At 72.3% G+C, this 16676-nt stretch carries 15 protein-coding genes; 5 read left to right on the top strand and 10 right to left on the bottom strand.

Translation table 11 applies throughout. The features are described 5' to 3' along the window. Positions 1 to 97: 97 nt before the first annotated feature. Positions 98 to 1306, top strand: coding sequence for a serine hydrolase domain-containing protein (locus ACZ6C1_RS02880; RefSeq protein WP_469236993.1), 1209 nt, complete (start codon positions 98 to 100; stop codon positions 1304 to 1306). Here ACZ6C1_RS02880 and ACZ6C1_RS02875 read toward each other — a convergent pair. Both ACZ6C1_RS02875 and ACZ6C1_RS02870 read right to left on the bottom strand, forming a co-directional pair. Next, complete coding sequence (locus ACZ6C1_RS02875; protein ID WP_469236991.1) at positions 1300 to 2439, bottom strand: glycosyltransferase family 4 protein; 1140 nt, start codon at positions 2437 to 2439, stop codon at positions 1300 to 1302. The genes ACZ6C1_RS02880 and ACZ6C1_RS02875 overlap by 7 nt on opposite strands. Continuing rightward, a complete protein-coding gene (locus ACZ6C1_RS02870) occupies positions 2373 to 3533 on the bottom strand; it encodes a glycosyltransferase 87 family protein (RefSeq protein WP_469236989.1) in 1161 nt (386 codons plus the stop codon). Before ACZ6C1_RS02870 ends, ACZ6C1_RS02875 begins: the two co-directional genes overlap by 67 nt. A 142-nt stretch (positions 3534 to 3675) precedes the next feature. Between ACZ6C1_RS02870 and ACZ6C1_RS02865 the strand changes: the two genes are divergently transcribed. From ACZ6C1_RS02865 to ACZ6C1_RS02850, 4 genes are all read left to right on the top strand, one after another. Next, positions 3676 to 4842: a sensor histidine kinase gene (locus ACZ6C1_RS02865; RefSeq protein WP_469236988.1), complete on the top strand. Its 1167-nt coding sequence runs from the start codon at positions 3676 to 3678 to the stop codon at positions 4840 to 4842. After that, positions 4836 to 5513 (top strand): response regulator, encoded by a 678-nt coding sequence (locus tag ACZ6C1_RS02860; protein WP_469236986.1) that lies wholly within the window; start codon positions 4836 to 4838, stop codon positions 5511 to 5513. The genes ACZ6C1_RS02865 and ACZ6C1_RS02860 overlap by 7 nt, the downstream gene beginning before the upstream one ends. A 71-nt stretch (positions 5514 to 5584) precedes the next feature. Beyond that, positions 5585 to 6514, top strand: coding sequence for a DMT family protein (locus ACZ6C1_RS02855; protein ID WP_469236984.1), 930 nt, complete (start codon positions 5585 to 5587; stop codon positions 6512 to 6514). Between the two features lie 36 nt (positions 6515 to 6550). Further along, positions 6551 to 7759 carry a sensor histidine kinase gene (locus tag ACZ6C1_RS02850; protein WP_469236983.1) on the top strand — a complete coding sequence of 403 codons (1209 nt, stop codon included), beginning with the start codon at positions 6551 to 6553 and terminating at the stop codon, positions 7757 to 7759. Here the strand turns inward: ACZ6C1_RS02850 and ACZ6C1_RS02845 are convergent. From ACZ6C1_RS02845 to tsf, 8 genes are all read right to left on the bottom strand, one after another. Beyond that, positions 7756 to 8772: an ABC transporter ATP-binding protein gene (locus ACZ6C1_RS02845; RefSeq protein WP_469236981.1), complete on the bottom strand. Its 1017-nt coding sequence runs from the start codon at positions 8770 to 8772 to the stop codon at positions 7756 to 7758. The genes ACZ6C1_RS02850 and ACZ6C1_RS02845 overlap by 4 nt on opposite strands. Positions 8773 to 8774: 2 nt before the next feature. After that, positions 8775 to 10379: an ABC transporter permease gene (locus tag ACZ6C1_RS02840; RefSeq protein WP_469237177.1), complete on the bottom strand. Its 1605-nt coding sequence runs from the start codon at positions 10377 to 10379 to the stop codon at positions 8775 to 8777. A 35-nt stretch (positions 10380 to 10414) separates the two neighbouring features. Then, positions 10415 to 11506: a thiamine ABC transporter substrate-binding protein gene (locus tag ACZ6C1_RS02835; RefSeq protein ID WP_469236979.1), complete on the bottom strand. Its 1092-nt coding sequence runs from the start codon at positions 11504 to 11506 to the stop codon at positions 10415 to 10417. A gap of 216 nt (positions 11507 to 11722) precedes the next feature. After that, positions 11723 to 12835 (bottom strand): dual-specificity RNA methyltransferase RlmN, encoded by a 1113-nt coding sequence (gene rlmN / locus ACZ6C1_RS02830; RefSeq protein ID WP_469236978.1) that lies wholly within the window; start codon positions 12833 to 12835, stop codon positions 11723 to 11725. Positions 12836 to 12975: 140 nt separating this feature from the next. Further along, a complete protein-coding gene (locus ACZ6C1_RS02825) occupies positions 12976 to 14202 on the bottom strand; it encodes a phosphatidate cytidylyltransferase (RefSeq protein WP_469236977.1) in 1227 nt (408 codons plus the stop codon). After that, entirely contained in the window at positions 14202 to 14759 is a 558-nt protein-coding gene (frr, locus tag ACZ6C1_RS02820; RefSeq protein ID WP_469236975.1) for a ribosome recycling factor, read from the bottom strand. Before frr ends, ACZ6C1_RS02825 begins: the two co-directional genes overlap by 1 nt. A gap of 146 nt (positions 14760 to 14905) precedes the next feature. Next, positions 14906 to 15670, bottom strand: coding sequence for a UMP kinase (pyrH, locus tag ACZ6C1_RS02815; RefSeq protein WP_469236973.1), 765 nt, complete (start codon positions 15668 to 15670; stop codon positions 14906 to 14908). Positions 15671 to 15829: 159 nt separating this feature from the next. Further along, entirely contained in the window at positions 15830 to 16666 is an 837-nt protein-coding gene (tsf, locus tag ACZ6C1_RS02810) for a translation elongation factor Ts (protein ID WP_189551678.1), read from the bottom strand. Positions 16667 to 16676: the final 10 nt, after the last annotated feature.

Genomic DNA, 16676 nt, shown 5'->3' with positions numbered 1-16676 from the left:
CCCACCGGGCGGGCGCTGCCCGGGGGGTCGCCGGATGCTGGGGCCTGAGCGACCCGGCCCGGCCGGGCGCCCCCGAACCCCCAGGAGGTACACCGGTATGCGTGCAGCGCCCACCCACCGCCGACGCCCCTTCCGTACCCGGCTGAGACTCACCGCCGCTCTTCTGGCGGCCGGAGCGTGTGCCGCCGCCCTGCTCACCGGGCCGGCGCAGGCGGATGGGCACCGCCCCGGCAGCCGTCCCGACGGCCCGGGTGACCGCGACCTCCGGAACGCCCTGGAAGAACTCGTGCGGCTGCCCGACGGGCCGCCCGGGGCCATCGCCCTGCTCCAGCGGGGGCGGGACGTGAAGGTCTACCGTGCCGGTGTGGCCGACGTGGAGTCCGGACGGCCGCCCCGGCCCGACGACCACATGCGTCTGGCCAGTGTCTCCAAGGCGTACAGCGGCGCGGTGGCGCTCCAGCTCGTGGACCGGGGCAAGCTCCGGCTCGACGACACGATCGGCAAGCGGCTGCCGCACCTGCCCAAGGCGTGGCACAAGGTGACGCTCCGCCACCTGCTGCAGCACCGGAGCGGGTTGCCGGACTACACCGAGGACCCGGAGTTCCAGGAGTTGCTGGCGTCCGACCCCCGCCGTGAGTTCGACCCGCACACCCTGCTGGACATCGTCGCCGGCCAGCCCCTGATGTTCCCGCCGGGATCGCGCTACCGCTACGACAACTCCGACAACATCGCGGTGGCTCTCATGGCGGAGGCGGTGACGGGAGTCCCGTACGAGGAACTGCTGCGCCGCCTGGTGTACCGCCCGCTCGGCCTGCGTCAGACCAGCCTGCCGCGCGGGTACCAGCTCCCCAGGCCGTACCTGCACGGCTACGCGGTCGAGCCGGGGCAGCCGCCGGAGGACGTGAGCACCATCCTCAGCGCGTCGGCCGTGTGGGCGTCGGGAGGGGTGGTCTCCACCCCGCACGAGCTGAACGTCTTCATGCGCGCGTACGCGGGCGGGCGGCTGCTGTCGCCCAAGACCCGTACACAGCAGACGCGGTGGGTCGACGGGATCTCCGGGCCGCCCGGCCCCGGACACAACGAGGCCGGTCTGGCGCTCTTCCGGTACTCGACCCGCTGCGGCGTGGTCCACGGCCACACGGGCAACATCTTCGGCTACACCCACTTCGCCGCCGCCACACCCGACGGCAAGCGGTCGGTGACGGTGTCGGTCACCTCCCAGATCAACGAGGTCACCACCCCGGAGCTCCTCCAGCGGCTGCGCGGCGTCCAGGAGGACTTCGTCTGCGCGCTGCTCCGTCACTGAGGCGGTCCGCCGCCTCCCAGCATTCCGGCGAGAGTGTCGTACGTCCGGTCCCACGTCCACTCGCGAAGGACCCGGTCACGGCCCTTCTCCCCCATCAGCCGGGAGGCCCGGCGGTCCGTCAGCAGGTCCACCAGCCGGTGGGCGACCGCCCCGGCGTCCTGGCCGTCGACGACATGGCCGGTCTCACCGTCCCGTACGGTGTCGGGCGCGCCGCCCGAGTCGCCCGCCACCACCGGCAGACCGGCCGCGGCCGCCTCCAGGTACACGATGCCGAGGCCCTCCACCTCCAGGCCGCGCTTCCGGCTTCGGCAGGGCATCGCGAACACGTCGGCGGCCGCGTAGAACGACGGCAGTTCGGCGTGCGCGTGCCCGCCCGCGAGGACCACCGCACCCGTCACCCCGTGCTCGGCGGCCAGGCGCCGCAGCCGGCGTTCGTACGGGCCCGAACCGACGAGCAGCAGACGGGCGCCCGGTACCCGCGCGCGGACCTCCGGCAGGGCACGGATCAGGGTGTCCTGGCCCTTGCGGGCGACCAGGCGGGCGGCGCACAGGACGACGGGCGCGTCGCCGAGCCCGTAGCGGCGGCGTACGGGGCCGGGGTCGCCGCCCGGCCGGAACACCCCGGTGTCCACGCCCGGAACGAGCCGCGCCAGCCGGGCGTCCGGGCCGAGCGCGTCGCCGATGGGGGCGCGGGTGCTCGCGCCCAGGTAGGTGACGACGTCCACCTCCGCACCGATGCGCCGCAGCAGGGTCCGGGCACCGGGCGTGCGGGCCCACCACACCTCGTGGCCGTGCGTCGTGGCGACCAGGCGCCGCACGCCGGCCTCGCGCCGCAGCCGGCCGGCCATCAGCCCGAGCGGGGCGGCGGCCCCGAACCAGACGCTGCCGCAACCGTGCCGGCGGGCGAGCGCGACGGCCCGGGCGGTCGCCCTCGGCGTGGGCAGCAGCATCCTGGTGTGGTCGCGGACGACCCGGTACGGCAGGGCGGTGTCGTGCGCGGCGGCGCCCGCCTCCGCCGAGGTGTACACGACGAGCCGGTCGGGCGGGAAGCGGTCCGCCATGGCCTTCACGAACGTCTCGATGCCGCCCTGCCGGGGCGGGAAGTCGTTGGTGACGACGAGCGTACGGTGCACGGGGTCTCCCTGAGGCAGGTGAGCAGGACGAACGGGACGACGAGGTAGCCGAACCGGCTCGCGGGCATGAACGCGATCGCGAGGGTCAGCCCGAGAGCCAGCCGCCGGGCCGCCGCGGGCACGGTCCGGGGTGGCCTGACCAGCAGGGAGGCGGCCAGGAGCAGGGCGCTCACCGCCAGCAGCACCCCCGCGACGACGGCGCCCCCGGGCGCGTACGTGGCCAGCAGCCACCCCGGGAAGGGGCTGGCGGCGGGTGACTCGGTGCCGGTCAGGCCGAGCGGGAAGGCGACGACGTGCTCGTAGAAGGCGCCGGGATCCACCAGCGCAACCGGCACCACACCCACCCCCGCGACCCCGACCGCCACAGCCGCACACCGACCCCACCCACGGCTCCGCACCCGGCGTCCGGCGTCCCCGCCGCCACCGGCCCGCCGACCGGTACCGCCCCCCACCCCCGCCAACAGCGCGACTGCCACCGGCAGCGCGGGCCAGGCCGTCCACTTCAGCGTCGCCGCGACACCCAGGGCGAGCCCGGCCCACCCGGCCCGGCCCCGTCCGGCGAGGGCGAGGCCCAGGCACACGAGGCCGGCGACCGGCAGGTCGACACCGCCCACGGCCAGCGGCAGGGCGACCAGGGGGCACGCCGCCACCAGGCCGGTCACCGCGGGCGAAGCCCGTACCGCGGCCACCGACGCGAGGAACACCGCGCCCGACCACCACCGGGGGTCCCCCGGCAGCGCCCCGAGGACCGCCATCCCCGGCAGGTAGGGGTTGTAGTCCGCGAGCCCGTCGGGTTCCGGGGCGTACGGGACGCCGGTCGCTGTCAGCAGCGCGCCGGACCGTTCGACGACGGCCACTTCCAACTGGCCCCGGCCGGTCGCCACGAGCAGCACGAACGGCACGACCACCGCCCCCAGCAGGGCCGCGCCGGAGGCGACGCCCGGGCGGCCCGCGAGCGTCGCCGCCGCCCCGTAGCCGAGCGCCGCCGCCACGCCCCACACCCGGTGCGGGGTCAGGTCCGAGACCACGGCGAGGCCACCGGCGACGGCGGCGCACCCCGCCCACACCACGCCGCTCCCACTCCGCTCGATCATGCGGTCGAGGCTAGGAAGGCCCGAACTCCCGGGCGTCACACGTGAATACGGTCTTCCGGCTCCTCCCGTGGCATGAGGGCACGCCCATGGATCAACCCGTGCTCCGACGCGCGCCCCGCCCGCGTCCCGCGACAATCGGGCCATGCACGCGCTTGCCGGAAGTCCCGCATACCCCTGGGTCACCGGGGCGGCCCTCACGGGCTGCACGGTGGTGGAGCTGGCGCTGGTGCCGGGGACGCCGTGGGTGGCGGGGGCGGTCCTGGTCTCCTCGGCGTCCCTGATGTGGCGTCGCGCCCGGCCGGAGGTGGCGCTGGTGACGGTCGCCGCCGCGTTCATCGGCTTCGGCGCCGACACCAGCCTCTATCTCGTGACGGTGATCAGCGGCCTGACGGGCCTGTACACCCTGGGCCGCCACCGGGTGCAGCATCCGGCGGTGCTGGTCGGCGCGGGCGCCCTGGCGTCGCTGGGGGTGAACCTGGTGCACATCCGCAAGTGGGGGGACCTGAACCCCGGTGCGGGCCCCTCCCTCGTCGAGAGCCACCGGCTGGACCCGGGCCTGTACGCCGAGACGCTGCTGCTGACGGTGGTGGTCCTGGCCGCGGTGAGCGCGGGCGACGCCGTACGCGCCCGCGAGGAGGCGCGCAACGAACGGGCCGCCGCGCAGGAGCGGTTGCTCGCGATGGAGCGGCGACAGGCGGCCGAGGCCGAACGGGCCGCCATCGCACGGGAGTTGCACGATGTCGTCGCGCACTCGGTGTCGATGATCGCCGTACAGGCGGAGAGCGCCACGTACACGACCCCGGGCCTGTCCCCCGAGGCGCGCGACGCGCTCCAGCAGATCGCGGGCACCGCCCGCTCCTCGATGGCCGAACTGCGCCGTCTGCTGGGGGTGTTGCGCACCCGCCCCGACGACAGGGCGGCCACGGCTCCGCAGCCGACGCTGGCGGGGCTGGACGAGCTGGTGGAGCAGCACCGGGCCGTGGGCGGCCGCGCGGATCTGCGGGTGAGCGGTGAGCGGGTCGCGCTGCCGGCCGGGTGGGAGCTGTCCGCGTACCGCATCGTGCAGGAGGCGCTGACCAACGCGCGCAGGCACGCGCCGGGAGCGCATACGGTGGTGGACGTGGTGTACGGGACGGACCGGCTGACGATATGTGTCGCGGACGACGGCCCGGGCCCGTCCCCGGCCCCGGACGGGACGGGCCACGGCCTGACCGGCATGCGCGAGCGGGCCGCGCTGCTCGGGGGAAGCGTCACCACCGGACCGGGACCGAACGGCGGCTTTCTCGTGGAGGCGGAACTCCCTTGGTGATCAGGGCGATCGTCGCCGACGACCAGGCGGTGGTCCGCACCGGGTTCGTCAACCTCCTCGCGACCCAGGACGACATCCAGGTGGTCGGCGAGGCCGAGGACGGGGCGCAGGCGGTCCGGGTGGCGGCCGAGCAGCGGCCGGACCTGGCGCTGCTCGACATCCGGATGCCGCAGAAGAACGGCATCCAGGCGGCCCGCGAGATCCTCGCCGCGTCCGGTGGGGCGACCAGGGTGCTGATGCTGACCACCTTCGACCTGGACGAGTACGTGTACGACGCGCTGGCGGCGGGTGCGAGCGGTTTCCTGCTGAAGGACGCGACGTTCCCGGAACTGTTGCACGCGGTGCGGGTGGTGGCGCGCGGCGACGCGCTGCTGGCGCCGGCCGTGACACGGCGGCTGGTCGCGGAGTTCGCCCGGCAGCGGGCGGGGGTGCTGCCGCCACGGCCGGTCGACGGGCTGACCGCCCGGGAGGTGGAGGTGCTGGTGCTGATCGCCAGGGGCCTGTCGAACGCCGAGATCGCGGACGCGCTCACCATCACCGACCACACGGTGAAGACCCACATCAACCGGCTGTTCGCGAAGATGGGCCTCAGGGACCGTGCGCAGGCGGTGATCCTGGCGTACGAGCTGGGCCTGGTGCTGCCCGGCCGCGACTCGGCCACACCTGCCTGACGGAGGCAACGCCCGGGCCCGTTCTCCCGTCTGGCAGACGTAAGTCACCCGACCGATGAACGGAGCCGGACGTGCTCATAGGACTGTTGACGGCCGTCGCGGCCTCGATCTGCTACGGCACGGGCTCGGTCCTGCAGGCCGTCGGCTCCCGCAAGTCCGCCCGCCGCGAGGCGGCGGCGGACCTGACGAACCGGCACGGCGGGCCGTCCCTGTCGTCGACCGCCAAGGCGGCGATGACGTGGGAGTTCATCGTCGGCACGATCCTCGACTTCGTCGGTTTCGGGCTGGGCGCGCTGGCCGCCCGGATGCTGCCGCTGTTCCTGTCCCAGACGGTGATCAGCGCGAACCTGGTGATCACGGCCGTGCTGAGTGTGCGGATGCTCGGGATCCGGCTGACGCGCGCCGAGTGGACCTCGATCGGTGTGGTCTGCTCGGCGCTGGTGCTGCTGGCCTCGGCGGCGGGGCCGGAGGGCAGCGGGCACACGCCGATCGCGACGCACTGGTGGCTGCTGGCGGTGTCGTTGCTGCTGATGGTGGGCGGGACGGTCGTGGTGCGGTTGCTGGGCGCGCGGGCGGCCATCCTGGCCGGTCTGCTGTCCGGGCTCGGCTTCGGCGCGCTGGGAGTCGGCGTACGCGTACTGAACGGCGTCGACCCGTTCGACCTGGGCGCGCTGCTGGCGGATCCGGCGCTGTACGCGATCCTCGTCGCCGGTGTGGGCGGGATGTACCTGCACACCGTCGCGCTGCAGATCGGTTCGGTGAACGGGGCGACGGCGGCGCTGGTGGTCGGTGAGACGGTGCTGCCGGGCATGATCGGCGTGTGGTGGCTGGGGGACGCGTCACGGCCGGGGTTCGCGTGGCTGGCGGTCGTGGGGTTCGTGCTGGCGGTGGCGGGCGCGGTCGCGGTGGCGTGGTTCGGGCAGCCGGAGGGCGGCGAGCCGGACGACGCCGGGTCCGGCCGGGCGGCGGAAGACCCCAGGGAACTCGCGCGCATCGGCTGAAGTGCCCCTCGTAGACTCCCGCCAGGGAGATGAGACATGGGGCTACGGCTCAAGATAGGTGCCACGATCACCGCGACCGCCGCGCTCGCCGCACTGGTGACGGGTGTGCAGGTACCGCGGCTGATGGAGGACCGGGCCCGCGACCAGGCCATGGAGCGGCTGCTGTTCGCGGAGCGGACGTACGTGGAAAGCGGGCGGGCCGTCTTCGGGCTCCAGGTCAATCCGCCCAACGTGCCCGAAGAGCTGCGGGACACGGTCCGGGCGGGGCGCCGCGCCACCTTTGTGCAGGCGTACGGGGAACGCCGACAGATCTGGGCGGCGACGAGCGTCGGTGACGACGTCCTGGTGCTCAAGCGGTTCGAGGATCCGCTGTCGGGCCAGCTCCAGGCGGGCATGTTCCGGGCGGGTGTCGTCGGTACGGCGGTGGCGACCCTGATCGGTCTGCTGCTCGCCACGCGGCTGGGGCGGCGGCTGCGGTTGTCGGCGCGGCGGGCGGAGCAGATCACCGGCGGTGACCTGGACGCACGGCTCCCCCAGTCGGGGCGGGACGAGATCGCCACGCTCACCCGGGCGGTGAACACCATGGCGGACGCGCTCGCGGAACGGCTGCGCGCGGAGCGCGAGGTGACGGCGAACATCGCGCACGAGCTGCGTACGCCCGTGGCGGGGCTGGTCGCGGCGGCCGGGCTCCTGCCGGACGGCCGGGCCGAGTCGATGGTGAAGGAGCGGGTCGCGCGGATGCGGGACCTGATGGAGGACGTGCTGGAGGTCGCCCGTCTGGACAACGGCGCGGAGGAGGCCGACCTGCGGCTGGTGGAGCTGGGCGGGCTCGCCCGCCGGGCGGTGCGCGCGGTGGAGCACACCGGGGTCCGTCTCGACATCGTTGCCGACGCGCTGGTGGAGACCGATTCCCGGCGCGTGGAGCGGGTCCTGACGAACCTGGTGAGCAACGCCCTTCGGCACGGCGCCGAACCGGTGGTGGTGGAGGTCGAGGGTGGCGTCGTCCGGGTCCGCGACCGGGGCGCCGGTTTCCCCGAGCACCTGCTGGCACACGGCCCGCGCAGGTTCCAGACCAGCGCGGTGGGCAAGGGGCTGGGCCTGGGTCTGACGATCGCCGCGGGCCAGGCGCGGGTGCTGGGCGCCCGCCTGACGTTCACCAACCCGCGGGACGGCGGCGCGTGCGCGGTGCTGGACCTGTCGGGCGCCGTCCGGGAGGACCTGGCCGGTCCCCGGGACGCGCCCTAGCCGAGGACCACGACCTCGTCCGCCGTGAACGTCACGCCGACCACCGCCCCCTCCTCGGGCGCGTCGCGCAGCGCGCACTCGGCCTCCAGGGCCGGGCCGGATTCCGGCCGGAGCCGTACCGCCACGTGGTGGCCCCGGAAAGTCCGCCCCGCGACCGTGCACCGCAGCCCGTCGGCCGGGTCGCCGAACCGGACGCCCGCGGGGCGCACCAGCACCCGGGCGGCCCCCTGCGCGGACCCGGCCGGCACGGGGACCTTGCCCCACACGGTGTCGGCCGCCTCGCCGGTCACCGTCGCTGCGACCACGTTCTCGAAGCCCAGGAACCGGGCGACGAACTCGGAGGCGGGGCGCTGCCAGACCTCCAGGGGCGTACCGCTCTGGGCGATGCGCCCGTCGCGCATGACGACGACCCGGTCGGCGAGAGCGAACGCCTCGCCCTGGTCGTGCGTGACGGCGAGCACCGTCGTACCGAGCCGTCCGAAAAGCTGCCGCAGCTCCACGACGAGCCGTTCGCGCAGCCCCCGGTCGAGCTGGCCGAGCGGTTCGTCGAGCATCAGCAGCCGGGGTCGGGGCGCCAGCGCCCGGGCGAGGGCGACGCGCTGCTGCTCGCCGCCGGACAGAGCGGCGACGGCCCGCCGTTCGGCGCCCGGCAGCCCGACGAGCTCCAGCAACTCGGCGACCCGCCCGGCCTGTTCCTTCTGCGACGCGCCGCGCATGCGCAGCCCGAACGCGACATTGCCGCCGACGTCCCGCTGCGGGAACAGCTGGTGGTCCTGGAACATCAGCCCGACGCCGCGCCGGTGCACGGGCACGCCGGCCTGGTCGGCGCCGTCGAGCAGTACGCGGCCCGCGTCCACGTCCTGGAGCCCGGCCACGACCCGCAGCAGGGTCGACTTCCCGCTGCCGCTGGGCCCGAGGACGCACACGATCTCGTGGTCGGCGACGTCCAGCGACACCGCGTCGACGGCGACGCGTGATCCGAAGCGTACGGTCACGTCCTGAAGAGCGAGCATGGTCACAGCTCCCCGGCACGGTCGACACGGATACGTTCGAGCAGCAGCAGGGCCACCGCGCACACCACCATCAGGATCGTCGAGAGGGCCATGGCCTGGCCGTAGTTGAGCTCGCCGGGCCGCCCGAGGAGGCGGGCCACGGCGACCGGGAGGGTCGGGTTGTCGGGCCGGGCGATGAACACGGTCGCCCCGAACTCGCCCAGCGACACGGCGAACGCGAACCCCGCCGCCACCAGCAGCGCCCGTCGTACCAGCGGCAGGTCCACCTCGCGCCACACCCGCCACGGAGTCGCGCCGAGCACCGACGCCGCCTCACGCAGCCGGGCGTCCACGGCGCGCAGCACGGGCAGCATAGTGCGTACGACGAAGGGGACGCCGACCAGGGCCTGGGCGAGCGGCACGAGGATCCAGGAGGAGCGCAGGTCGAGCGGCGGCTCGTCCAGGGTGATCAGGAACCCGAATCCGACGGTCACGGCGGACACCCCGAGCGGCAGCATCAGCAGCGCGTCGAAGCCGCGCACGAGCCGGCCGGCACGCCGGGTGAGCGCGGCGGCGGCGAGCCCACCGATCAGAAGGGCGATCGCGGTGGCGGCGAAGGCGTACTCCAGGGAGTTCCCGATGGCCTCGGCCGGCGGCACGAGGAACGTCCCGCCGCCCGCGTCCACGTCCTGGAGCGCGCGGTAGTAGCCGAGGCCGCCGTCGAAGGACCGTTCCACCAGCATCGCGAGCGGCAGCACGAGCAGCAGCACGATCGTCACGAGCACGGCGCCGAGCAGGGCCCACTGCCCCGCGCCGCGCGGCCGCCGGGCGGTCAGGCCCGCGTCGACCAGCTTGAGCGCGGTCTCCCGCCTCCGTACCGTCCCCGCGTGGACGGCGAGGATGGCCCCGACGGCGGCGAACTGCACCAGGGTCAGGACCGCGGCCGTCGGCAGGTCGAGGAGCTGCGCGGTCTGCCGGTAGATCTCCGCCTCCAGCGTCCGGTAGGCGGGCCCGCCGAGGATCTGGACGATGCCGAAGGAGGTGTACGTGAAGAGGAACACCATCAGCGCGGCGGCGGCCACGGCGGGGCCGAGCGCGGGCAGTGTCACCCGCCGCCACGCGCCGAAGCGCGACGCGCCCAGCACCCGGGCGGCCTCCTCCTGGCGGGGGTCCAGCTGTGACCACAGGCCACCGACGGTACGGACGACGACCGCGTAGTTGAAGAAGACGTGCGCGAGGAGGATCGCCCACACCGTGGTGTCCAGCCGCACGCCCCACAGCTCGTCGAGCAGTCCGTCCCGCCCGAGGAGCGCGAGGAACGCGGTGCCCACGACGACGGTCGGGAGCACGAACGGCACGGTGACGACGGCCCGCAGGAGCTGCTTGCCGGGGAATGCGAAGCGGGCGAAGACGTAGGCGCCGGGCAGCGCGATCAGCAGGGTGAGCGCGGTGGAGGCGAGCGCCTGCCAGGTGGTGAACCACAGGACGTCGAGAATGTCGGGGCGGCTCAGTACCTCACCGAGCCGCCCGAACTGCCAGACGCCGTCGTCCGTCTTCAGCCCGCGCCCGACGATCGCGGCGACGGGGTAGGCGAAGAAGAGCGCGAAGAACACCACGGGCAGGGCCATGAGCCCCGCCCGCAGCGCCCCGCCGGTGCGGGCGGTTACTTCAGGACGAGCGAGGACCACGACTGGATCCACCCGTCACGCTTCTCGGCGATCTTCTCGGGGGCGAGGGTGTGCGGCTTGGCGACCGTGGCGCCGTGCTTCGTGAACAGTTCGGGCAGCTTCGCGTCCTTCGCCACCGGGTTCACGAACATCTGCAGCGGCATGTCCTCCTGGAACTTCTTGCCGATCAGGAAGTCGATGAGGGCCTTGCCGCCCTCGGCGTTCTTCGCACCGGTCAGCAGTCCGGCGAACTCGGTCTGCTGGAAGCAGGTGCCGGTGGAGACGCCGGTGGGCGCCTCGGCCGGCTGGGGCTCGGAGTACAGCACCTCGACGGGCGGGCTGGAGGCGTAGGACACGACGAGCGGCCGGTCGCCCTTGGCCTTCTTGCCTCCGGCGGAGCCGGAGAACTCCTGGTTGTAGGCGAGCTCCCAGCTGTCGACGACCTTGACGCCGTTGGCCTTCAGCTTCTTCCAGTAGTCCTGCCAGCCGTCGTCGCCGTACTGGGCGGCGGTGCCGAGCAGGAAGCCCAGGCCGGGCGAGGACCGCTCCGGGTTCTCGACGACGAGGAGGTTCTTGTACGCGGGCTTCGCGAGGTCGTCGAAGGTCTGCGGCGGTGCGAGCTTCTTGTCCGCGAAGTACTTCTTGTCGTAGTTGACGCAGATTTCGCCGGTGTCGACGGGTGTGACGCGGTGCTTGTCCTTGTCGAGCTGTACGGCGTCGGGCACCCGGTCCAGGCCCTTGGCCTCGTACGGCTCGAAGAGCCCGTTGTCGAGGGCACGGGAGAGGAGGGTGTTGTCGACGCCGAAGAAGACGTCGCCCTGCGGGGCGCCCTTGGTGAGGATCGCCTTGTTGACGGCCTCGCCGGCGTCGCCGCTCTTGAGGACCTTGACGGTGTAGCCGGTCTGCTGGGTGAACTCCTTCAGGACGGCCGGGGAGGCGTTGAAGGAGTCGTGGCTGACGAGCGTCACGGTCTTCGACTTCGTACCGCTGTCGGACGCCTTGTCCGGCTCTCCGCCACAGGCGACGAGCGTCGTGACGCCCAGCGCGGCGGCGACGGTGCCGACCGCGATCTTCTTGGTGGTGCTCACTGAGATTCCTCCTGGGTGTGACCAGGAAGAGACGCGGCCCCGCCCACCGCGATCGTGCGGTGGGCAGGGCGCAACAGCTTGAGTAACGACCGAACTTCCTACCCAGAATGACCTGGGCGAGGTTCAGAGGGTCTGCGACCTGACGGCGTCGCACTCTCAGCGCTGTGGCGCTCCCCTGTCGGAATATGCAGATGTGTTCGAGCTCAGACTACAAGGTCAGCGTTCCGCCGCCGCGAGCTGTCCACAGGCACCGTCGATCTCCTGTCCACGCGTGTCACGGACGGTGACCGGTACGCCGTGGGAGGCGATCGCCTCGACGAACGCCTTCTCGTCCTCGGGGCGGGAGGCGGTCCACTTGGAGCCGGGGGTCGGGTTGAGCGGGATCAGGTTGACGTGGACACGCTTGCCCTTGAGCAGCCGGCCGAGGAGGTCGCCCCGCCATGCCTGGTCGTTGATGTCGCGGATGAGGGCGTACTCGATCGAGACGCGGCGGCCGGACTTCTCCGCGTACTCCCAGGCGGCGTCCAGCACCTCCCGGACCTTCCAGCGCGTGTTCACGGGTACGAGGGTGTCGCGCAGCTCGTCGTCGGGGGCGTGCAGCGAGACGGCGAGGCGGCACTTGAAGCCCTCGTCGGCGAAGCGGAGCATGGCCGGGACAAGGCCGACCGTCGACACGGTGATGCCCCGCTGCGAGAGCCCGAGGCCGTCGGGCTCGGGGTCGGTGAGGCGGCGGATGGCGCCGACGACGCGCTTGTAGTTGGCGAGCGGCTCCCCCATGCCCATGAAGACGATGTTGGAGAGCCGCGCGGGTCCGCCCGGCACCTCGCCGTCCCGCAGCGCCCGCATTCCGTCGACGATCTGGTGGACGATCTCGGCGGTCGACAGGTTCCGGTCGAGCCCTGCCTGGCCGGTGGCACAGAACGGACAGTTCATGCCGCAGCCGGCCTGCGAGGAGATGCACATGGTGACGCGGTCGGGGTACCGCATGAGGACGGACTCGACGAGGGTCCCGTCGTGCAGGCGCCACAGCGTCTTGCGGGTGGTGTCGTCGTCGCAGGAGATGTGCCGGACCACGGACATCAGGTCGGGCAGCAGCTCCGCGGCGAGCTTCTCGCGGGAGGCGGCGGGGATGTCCGTCCACGCGGCCGGGTCGTGCGCGTACCGCGCGAAGTAGTGCTGGGAGAGCTGCTTGGCGCGGAACGGCTTCTCACCGATGGCGGCGACGGCCTCCTTGCGCTCGGCGGGCGTCAGGTCGGCGAGGTGCCGCGGCGGCTTCTTGGCTCCCCGCGGGGCGACGAAGGTGAGCTCTCCCGGTGCGGGGCGTGGCATGACCTGGTACTCCTCAGTAAAGACGAGGCCGCGGTACGTGAGCCGGGAGACCTCACCGGATGATCCCCGCGCGGGTCGCGGGGCCGAAAGGGCCCGCCGCGACGATGCGACGAGCCCTTCCAGGGTAACCGGACCGCGGTTCAGCCCGTTCCGACGAAGATCACCAACAACAGCCACACCACCGGCGCGGTCGGAAGCAGCGAGTCCAGCCGGTCCATGATGCCGCCGTGACCGGGCAGCAGCGTGCCCATGTCCTTGATGCCCAGGTCCCGCTTGATCATCGACTCGCCGAGGTCGCCCAGCGTGGCGCTGGCCGCGACGGCGAGGCCCAGGAGCAGGCCCTGCCACCAGCTTCCGCCGTCGATGGCGAACTCCATGCACAGCGCGCCCGCCGCCATCGCGAACGCCACCGCTCCCAGGAGCCCCTCGCGGGTCTTGCCGGGGCTGATACGCGGCGCCAGCTTGTGCTTGCCGAACCGCCAGCCGACCGCGTACGCACCGGTGTCGCTGACCACGGTCAGCAGCAGGAAGGTGAGCACCCGCCACGGACCGTCGTCCGCGGTGAGCATCAGCGCCACGAACGTGGCCAGGAACGGCACGTAGAACGCGGCGAAGACACCGGCCGTGACGTCCCTCAGGTAGCCCTCGGGCGGCTCGGTCATCCGCCACACGAGTACCGCGAGGGCGGTCAGCGCCATGGCGACCCAGGCGCCCTCGGCCCCGCGTACGTACCCGGCCACGACCATGGCCGCACCGCCGACGGCGAGCGGCACAAGCGGGGCCTTGATGGACTTGCGCTCCTGAAGGCGGGAGGTCAGCTCCCACAGCCCGACCACGACGGCGACGGCGATCACGCCGACGAACACGGCCTTGACGATGAAGAGCGACGCGACGATCACCGCACCGAGACCGACGCCGACCCCTATGGCCGCCCGCAGGTCCCGGCCGGCCCGCTTCTTCTGCTTCCGCGGCGAAGCGGCCTGCCGACCGGCCTGCCGGCCCGCCTGCGGATCGGCGTGGGGACCGGGCTGCTCCGGAGGCTGCGGCGCTCCCGACTGCGAGCTGGGCATGGGCTCCTGCGGATTCTCCCGCCGCGGCGGCTGGTACGGCTGCTGCGGTGGCATCTCGTCACGGAACGGGGGACCGCTCAGCGGAGCGGTCCCCCGGTCGCGGTCGTCCTGGTCTCCACCGGAGTCTCCACCGGCGGGAACGTCGGGCACGATGGGCATGGGCCGAGTCTGCTGTGCCTCATGCCCGTCGTAGGCGGGACCCGCCGGGGCGGCCGGAGCGAACCCCGGGTGGTACCCCTGGTCGGGCGGACCCCATTGACCGCCTCTCGGCGGGGCCCCCCAGGAAGAGTCGTTCATCAGACCTCGAGCAGCTCGGCTTCCTTGTGCTTGAGCAGCTCGTCCACCTGCGCGACGTACTTCGCGGTGGTGTCGTCGAGCTCCTTCTCCGCGCGGCGGCCCTCGTCCTCGCCGATGTCGCCGTCCTTGATCGCCTTGTCGATGGTGTCCTTGGCCTTGCGGCGGACCGAACGGATGGACACCTTGGCGTCCTCGGCCTTGCCCTTGGCGACCTTGATGTACTCGCGGCGGCGCTCCTCGGTGAGCTCGGGGAACACCACACGGATGATGTTGCCGTCGTTGCTCGGGTTGACGCCGAGGTCCGAGTCGCGGATGGCCTGCTCGATGTTGCGCAGCGCGCTCTTGTCGAACGGGGTCACCACGGCCATGCGGGGCTCCGGCACGGAGAACGACGCCAGCTGGTTGATCGGCGTGACGGCACCGTAGTAGTCGGCCACGATCTTGTTGAACATGGCCGGGTGCGCGCGGCCGGTCCGGATCGCGGCGAAGTCCTCCTTGGCGACCAGGACGGCCTTCTCCATCTTCTCCTCTGCCTCGAGGAGGGTCTCTTCGATCACCACTTGCTCCTGCGTGTCTATGAGTAGGCCCGGCGTACAAAGGGCTGCGGAACCTGCGTCGCGTCTGTTCCCTGCACGGTGTCCGACCGGCAGGGCTTTGTCCATCCCCTCGCGGGGCACCCCGGGAAAGCCCCCGGGACCCGGGATCAGGTCCTGGTGCCCTGGTCGCTCACGAGAGTGCCGATCTTCTCACCCTTCACCGCTCGCGCGATATTGCCCGCCGCGAGCAGCTCGAAGACGAGGATCGGGAGGTTGTTGTCGCGGCAGAGGGTGATGGCGGTGGCGTCGGCGACCTTGAGGTCGCGGGAGAGCACCTCGCCGTACTCCAGCGCGTCGAACTTCACCGCGTCCGGGTTGGCCTTGGGGTCGGAGTCGTAGACCCCGTCCACCCCGTTCTTGCCCATGAGGAGAGCTTCCGCGTCGATCTCCAGGGCACGCTGGGCCGCGGTGGTGTCGGTGGAGAAGTAGGGCATGCCCATACCGGCGCCGAAGATCACGACGCGGCCCTTCTCCAGGTGGCGCACGGCCCGCAGCGGGATGTACGGCTCCGCGACCTGCCCCATGGTGATGGCGGTCTGGACCCGGGAGTCGATGCCTTCCTTCTCCAGGAAGTCCTGGAGGGCGAGGCAGTTCATGACCGTTCCGAGCATGCCCATGTAGTCGGAGCGGGCCCGGTCCATGCCGCGTACCTGAAGCTCCGCGCCGCGGAAGAAGTTGCCGCCGCCGATCACGACCGCGATCTCCGCGCCGTCGCGGACGACCGCGGCGATCTCGCGTGCGATGGCGTGTACGACGTCGGGATCGACGCCGAGACCACCACCGCCGGCGAACGCCTCGCCGGACAGCTTCAGCATGAAGCGGCCGACCTTTTTACCGGTGTTGTCGTCGCCCTGTGCGGCGCCCTGGTTCATGGAGATCTCCTCGTGCACATACGAAGAAGGCCATTGCCGGTGGGTGCTGTTGTCCCTACGGCAATGGCCTCCTCGTCAGATCTGTGGCCGCCGGCGCTCACGCGACCGACCGTCCACTGGGAAAACCCTAGCGGGATCCCGTGTCGAGCGCGTACCGGCTCAGATGCCGACCTTGATGCGGCTGAAGCGCTTCAGGGTGACACCGGCCTCGTCCAGGACCTTCTGGACGGACTTCTTGTTGTCGAGCGCGTACGGCTGACCCAGGAGGGTGGCGTCCTTGAAGAAGCCGTTGAGGCGACCCTCGACGATCTTCGGGAGCGCGGCCTCGGGCTTGCCCTCGGCGCGGGTGGTCTCCTCGGCGACGCGGCGCTCGGCCTCGACGACCTCGGCCGGGACGTCGTCCTTGGAGAGGTACTTCGGGGCGAAGGCGGCGATGTGCTGCGCGACGCCCTTGGCGACCTCGGCGTTCTCCTTGTCGAGCTCGACGAGGACACCGATCTGCGGGGGCAGGTCGGGCATGGTGCGGTGCATGTAGGCCGCGACGTAACCGCCGGAGAACTGCGCGAAGCGGTCCAGGACGATCTTCTCGCCGAGGTTGGCGTTGGCCTCGTCGACGTACGCCTGGACGGTCTTGCCGGCCTCGATCTCGGACGCCAGCAGCGCCTCGATGTCGGCGGGGGACGTCTTGGCGACGTGCTCGGCGAGGGCCTTGGCGACGCTCTGGAACTTCTCGCCCTTGGCGACGAAGTCGGTCTCGCACTTCAGCTCGACGATGACACCGGAGGTGTTGTCGTCGGCGATCACGGAGACGACGGCGCCGTTCTCGGCGGAGCGGCCCTCGCGCTTGGCGACGCCCTTCTGGCCCTTGATGCGCAGCGCCTCGACGGCCTTGTCGACGTTGCCCTCGGACTCGTCGAGCGCCTTCTTGCAGTCCATCATGCCGGCGCCGGTGAGCTCGCGGAGCTTCTTGACGTCAGCGGCGGTGTAGTTCGCCATGATCTGTAAG

It is taken from the genome of Streptomyces sp. NPDC041796, assembly GCF_055590785.1.
The sequence above is the reverse complement of the archived record's forward strand: the minus strand, read 5'-3'. Positions and strand labels throughout refer to the sequence as shown.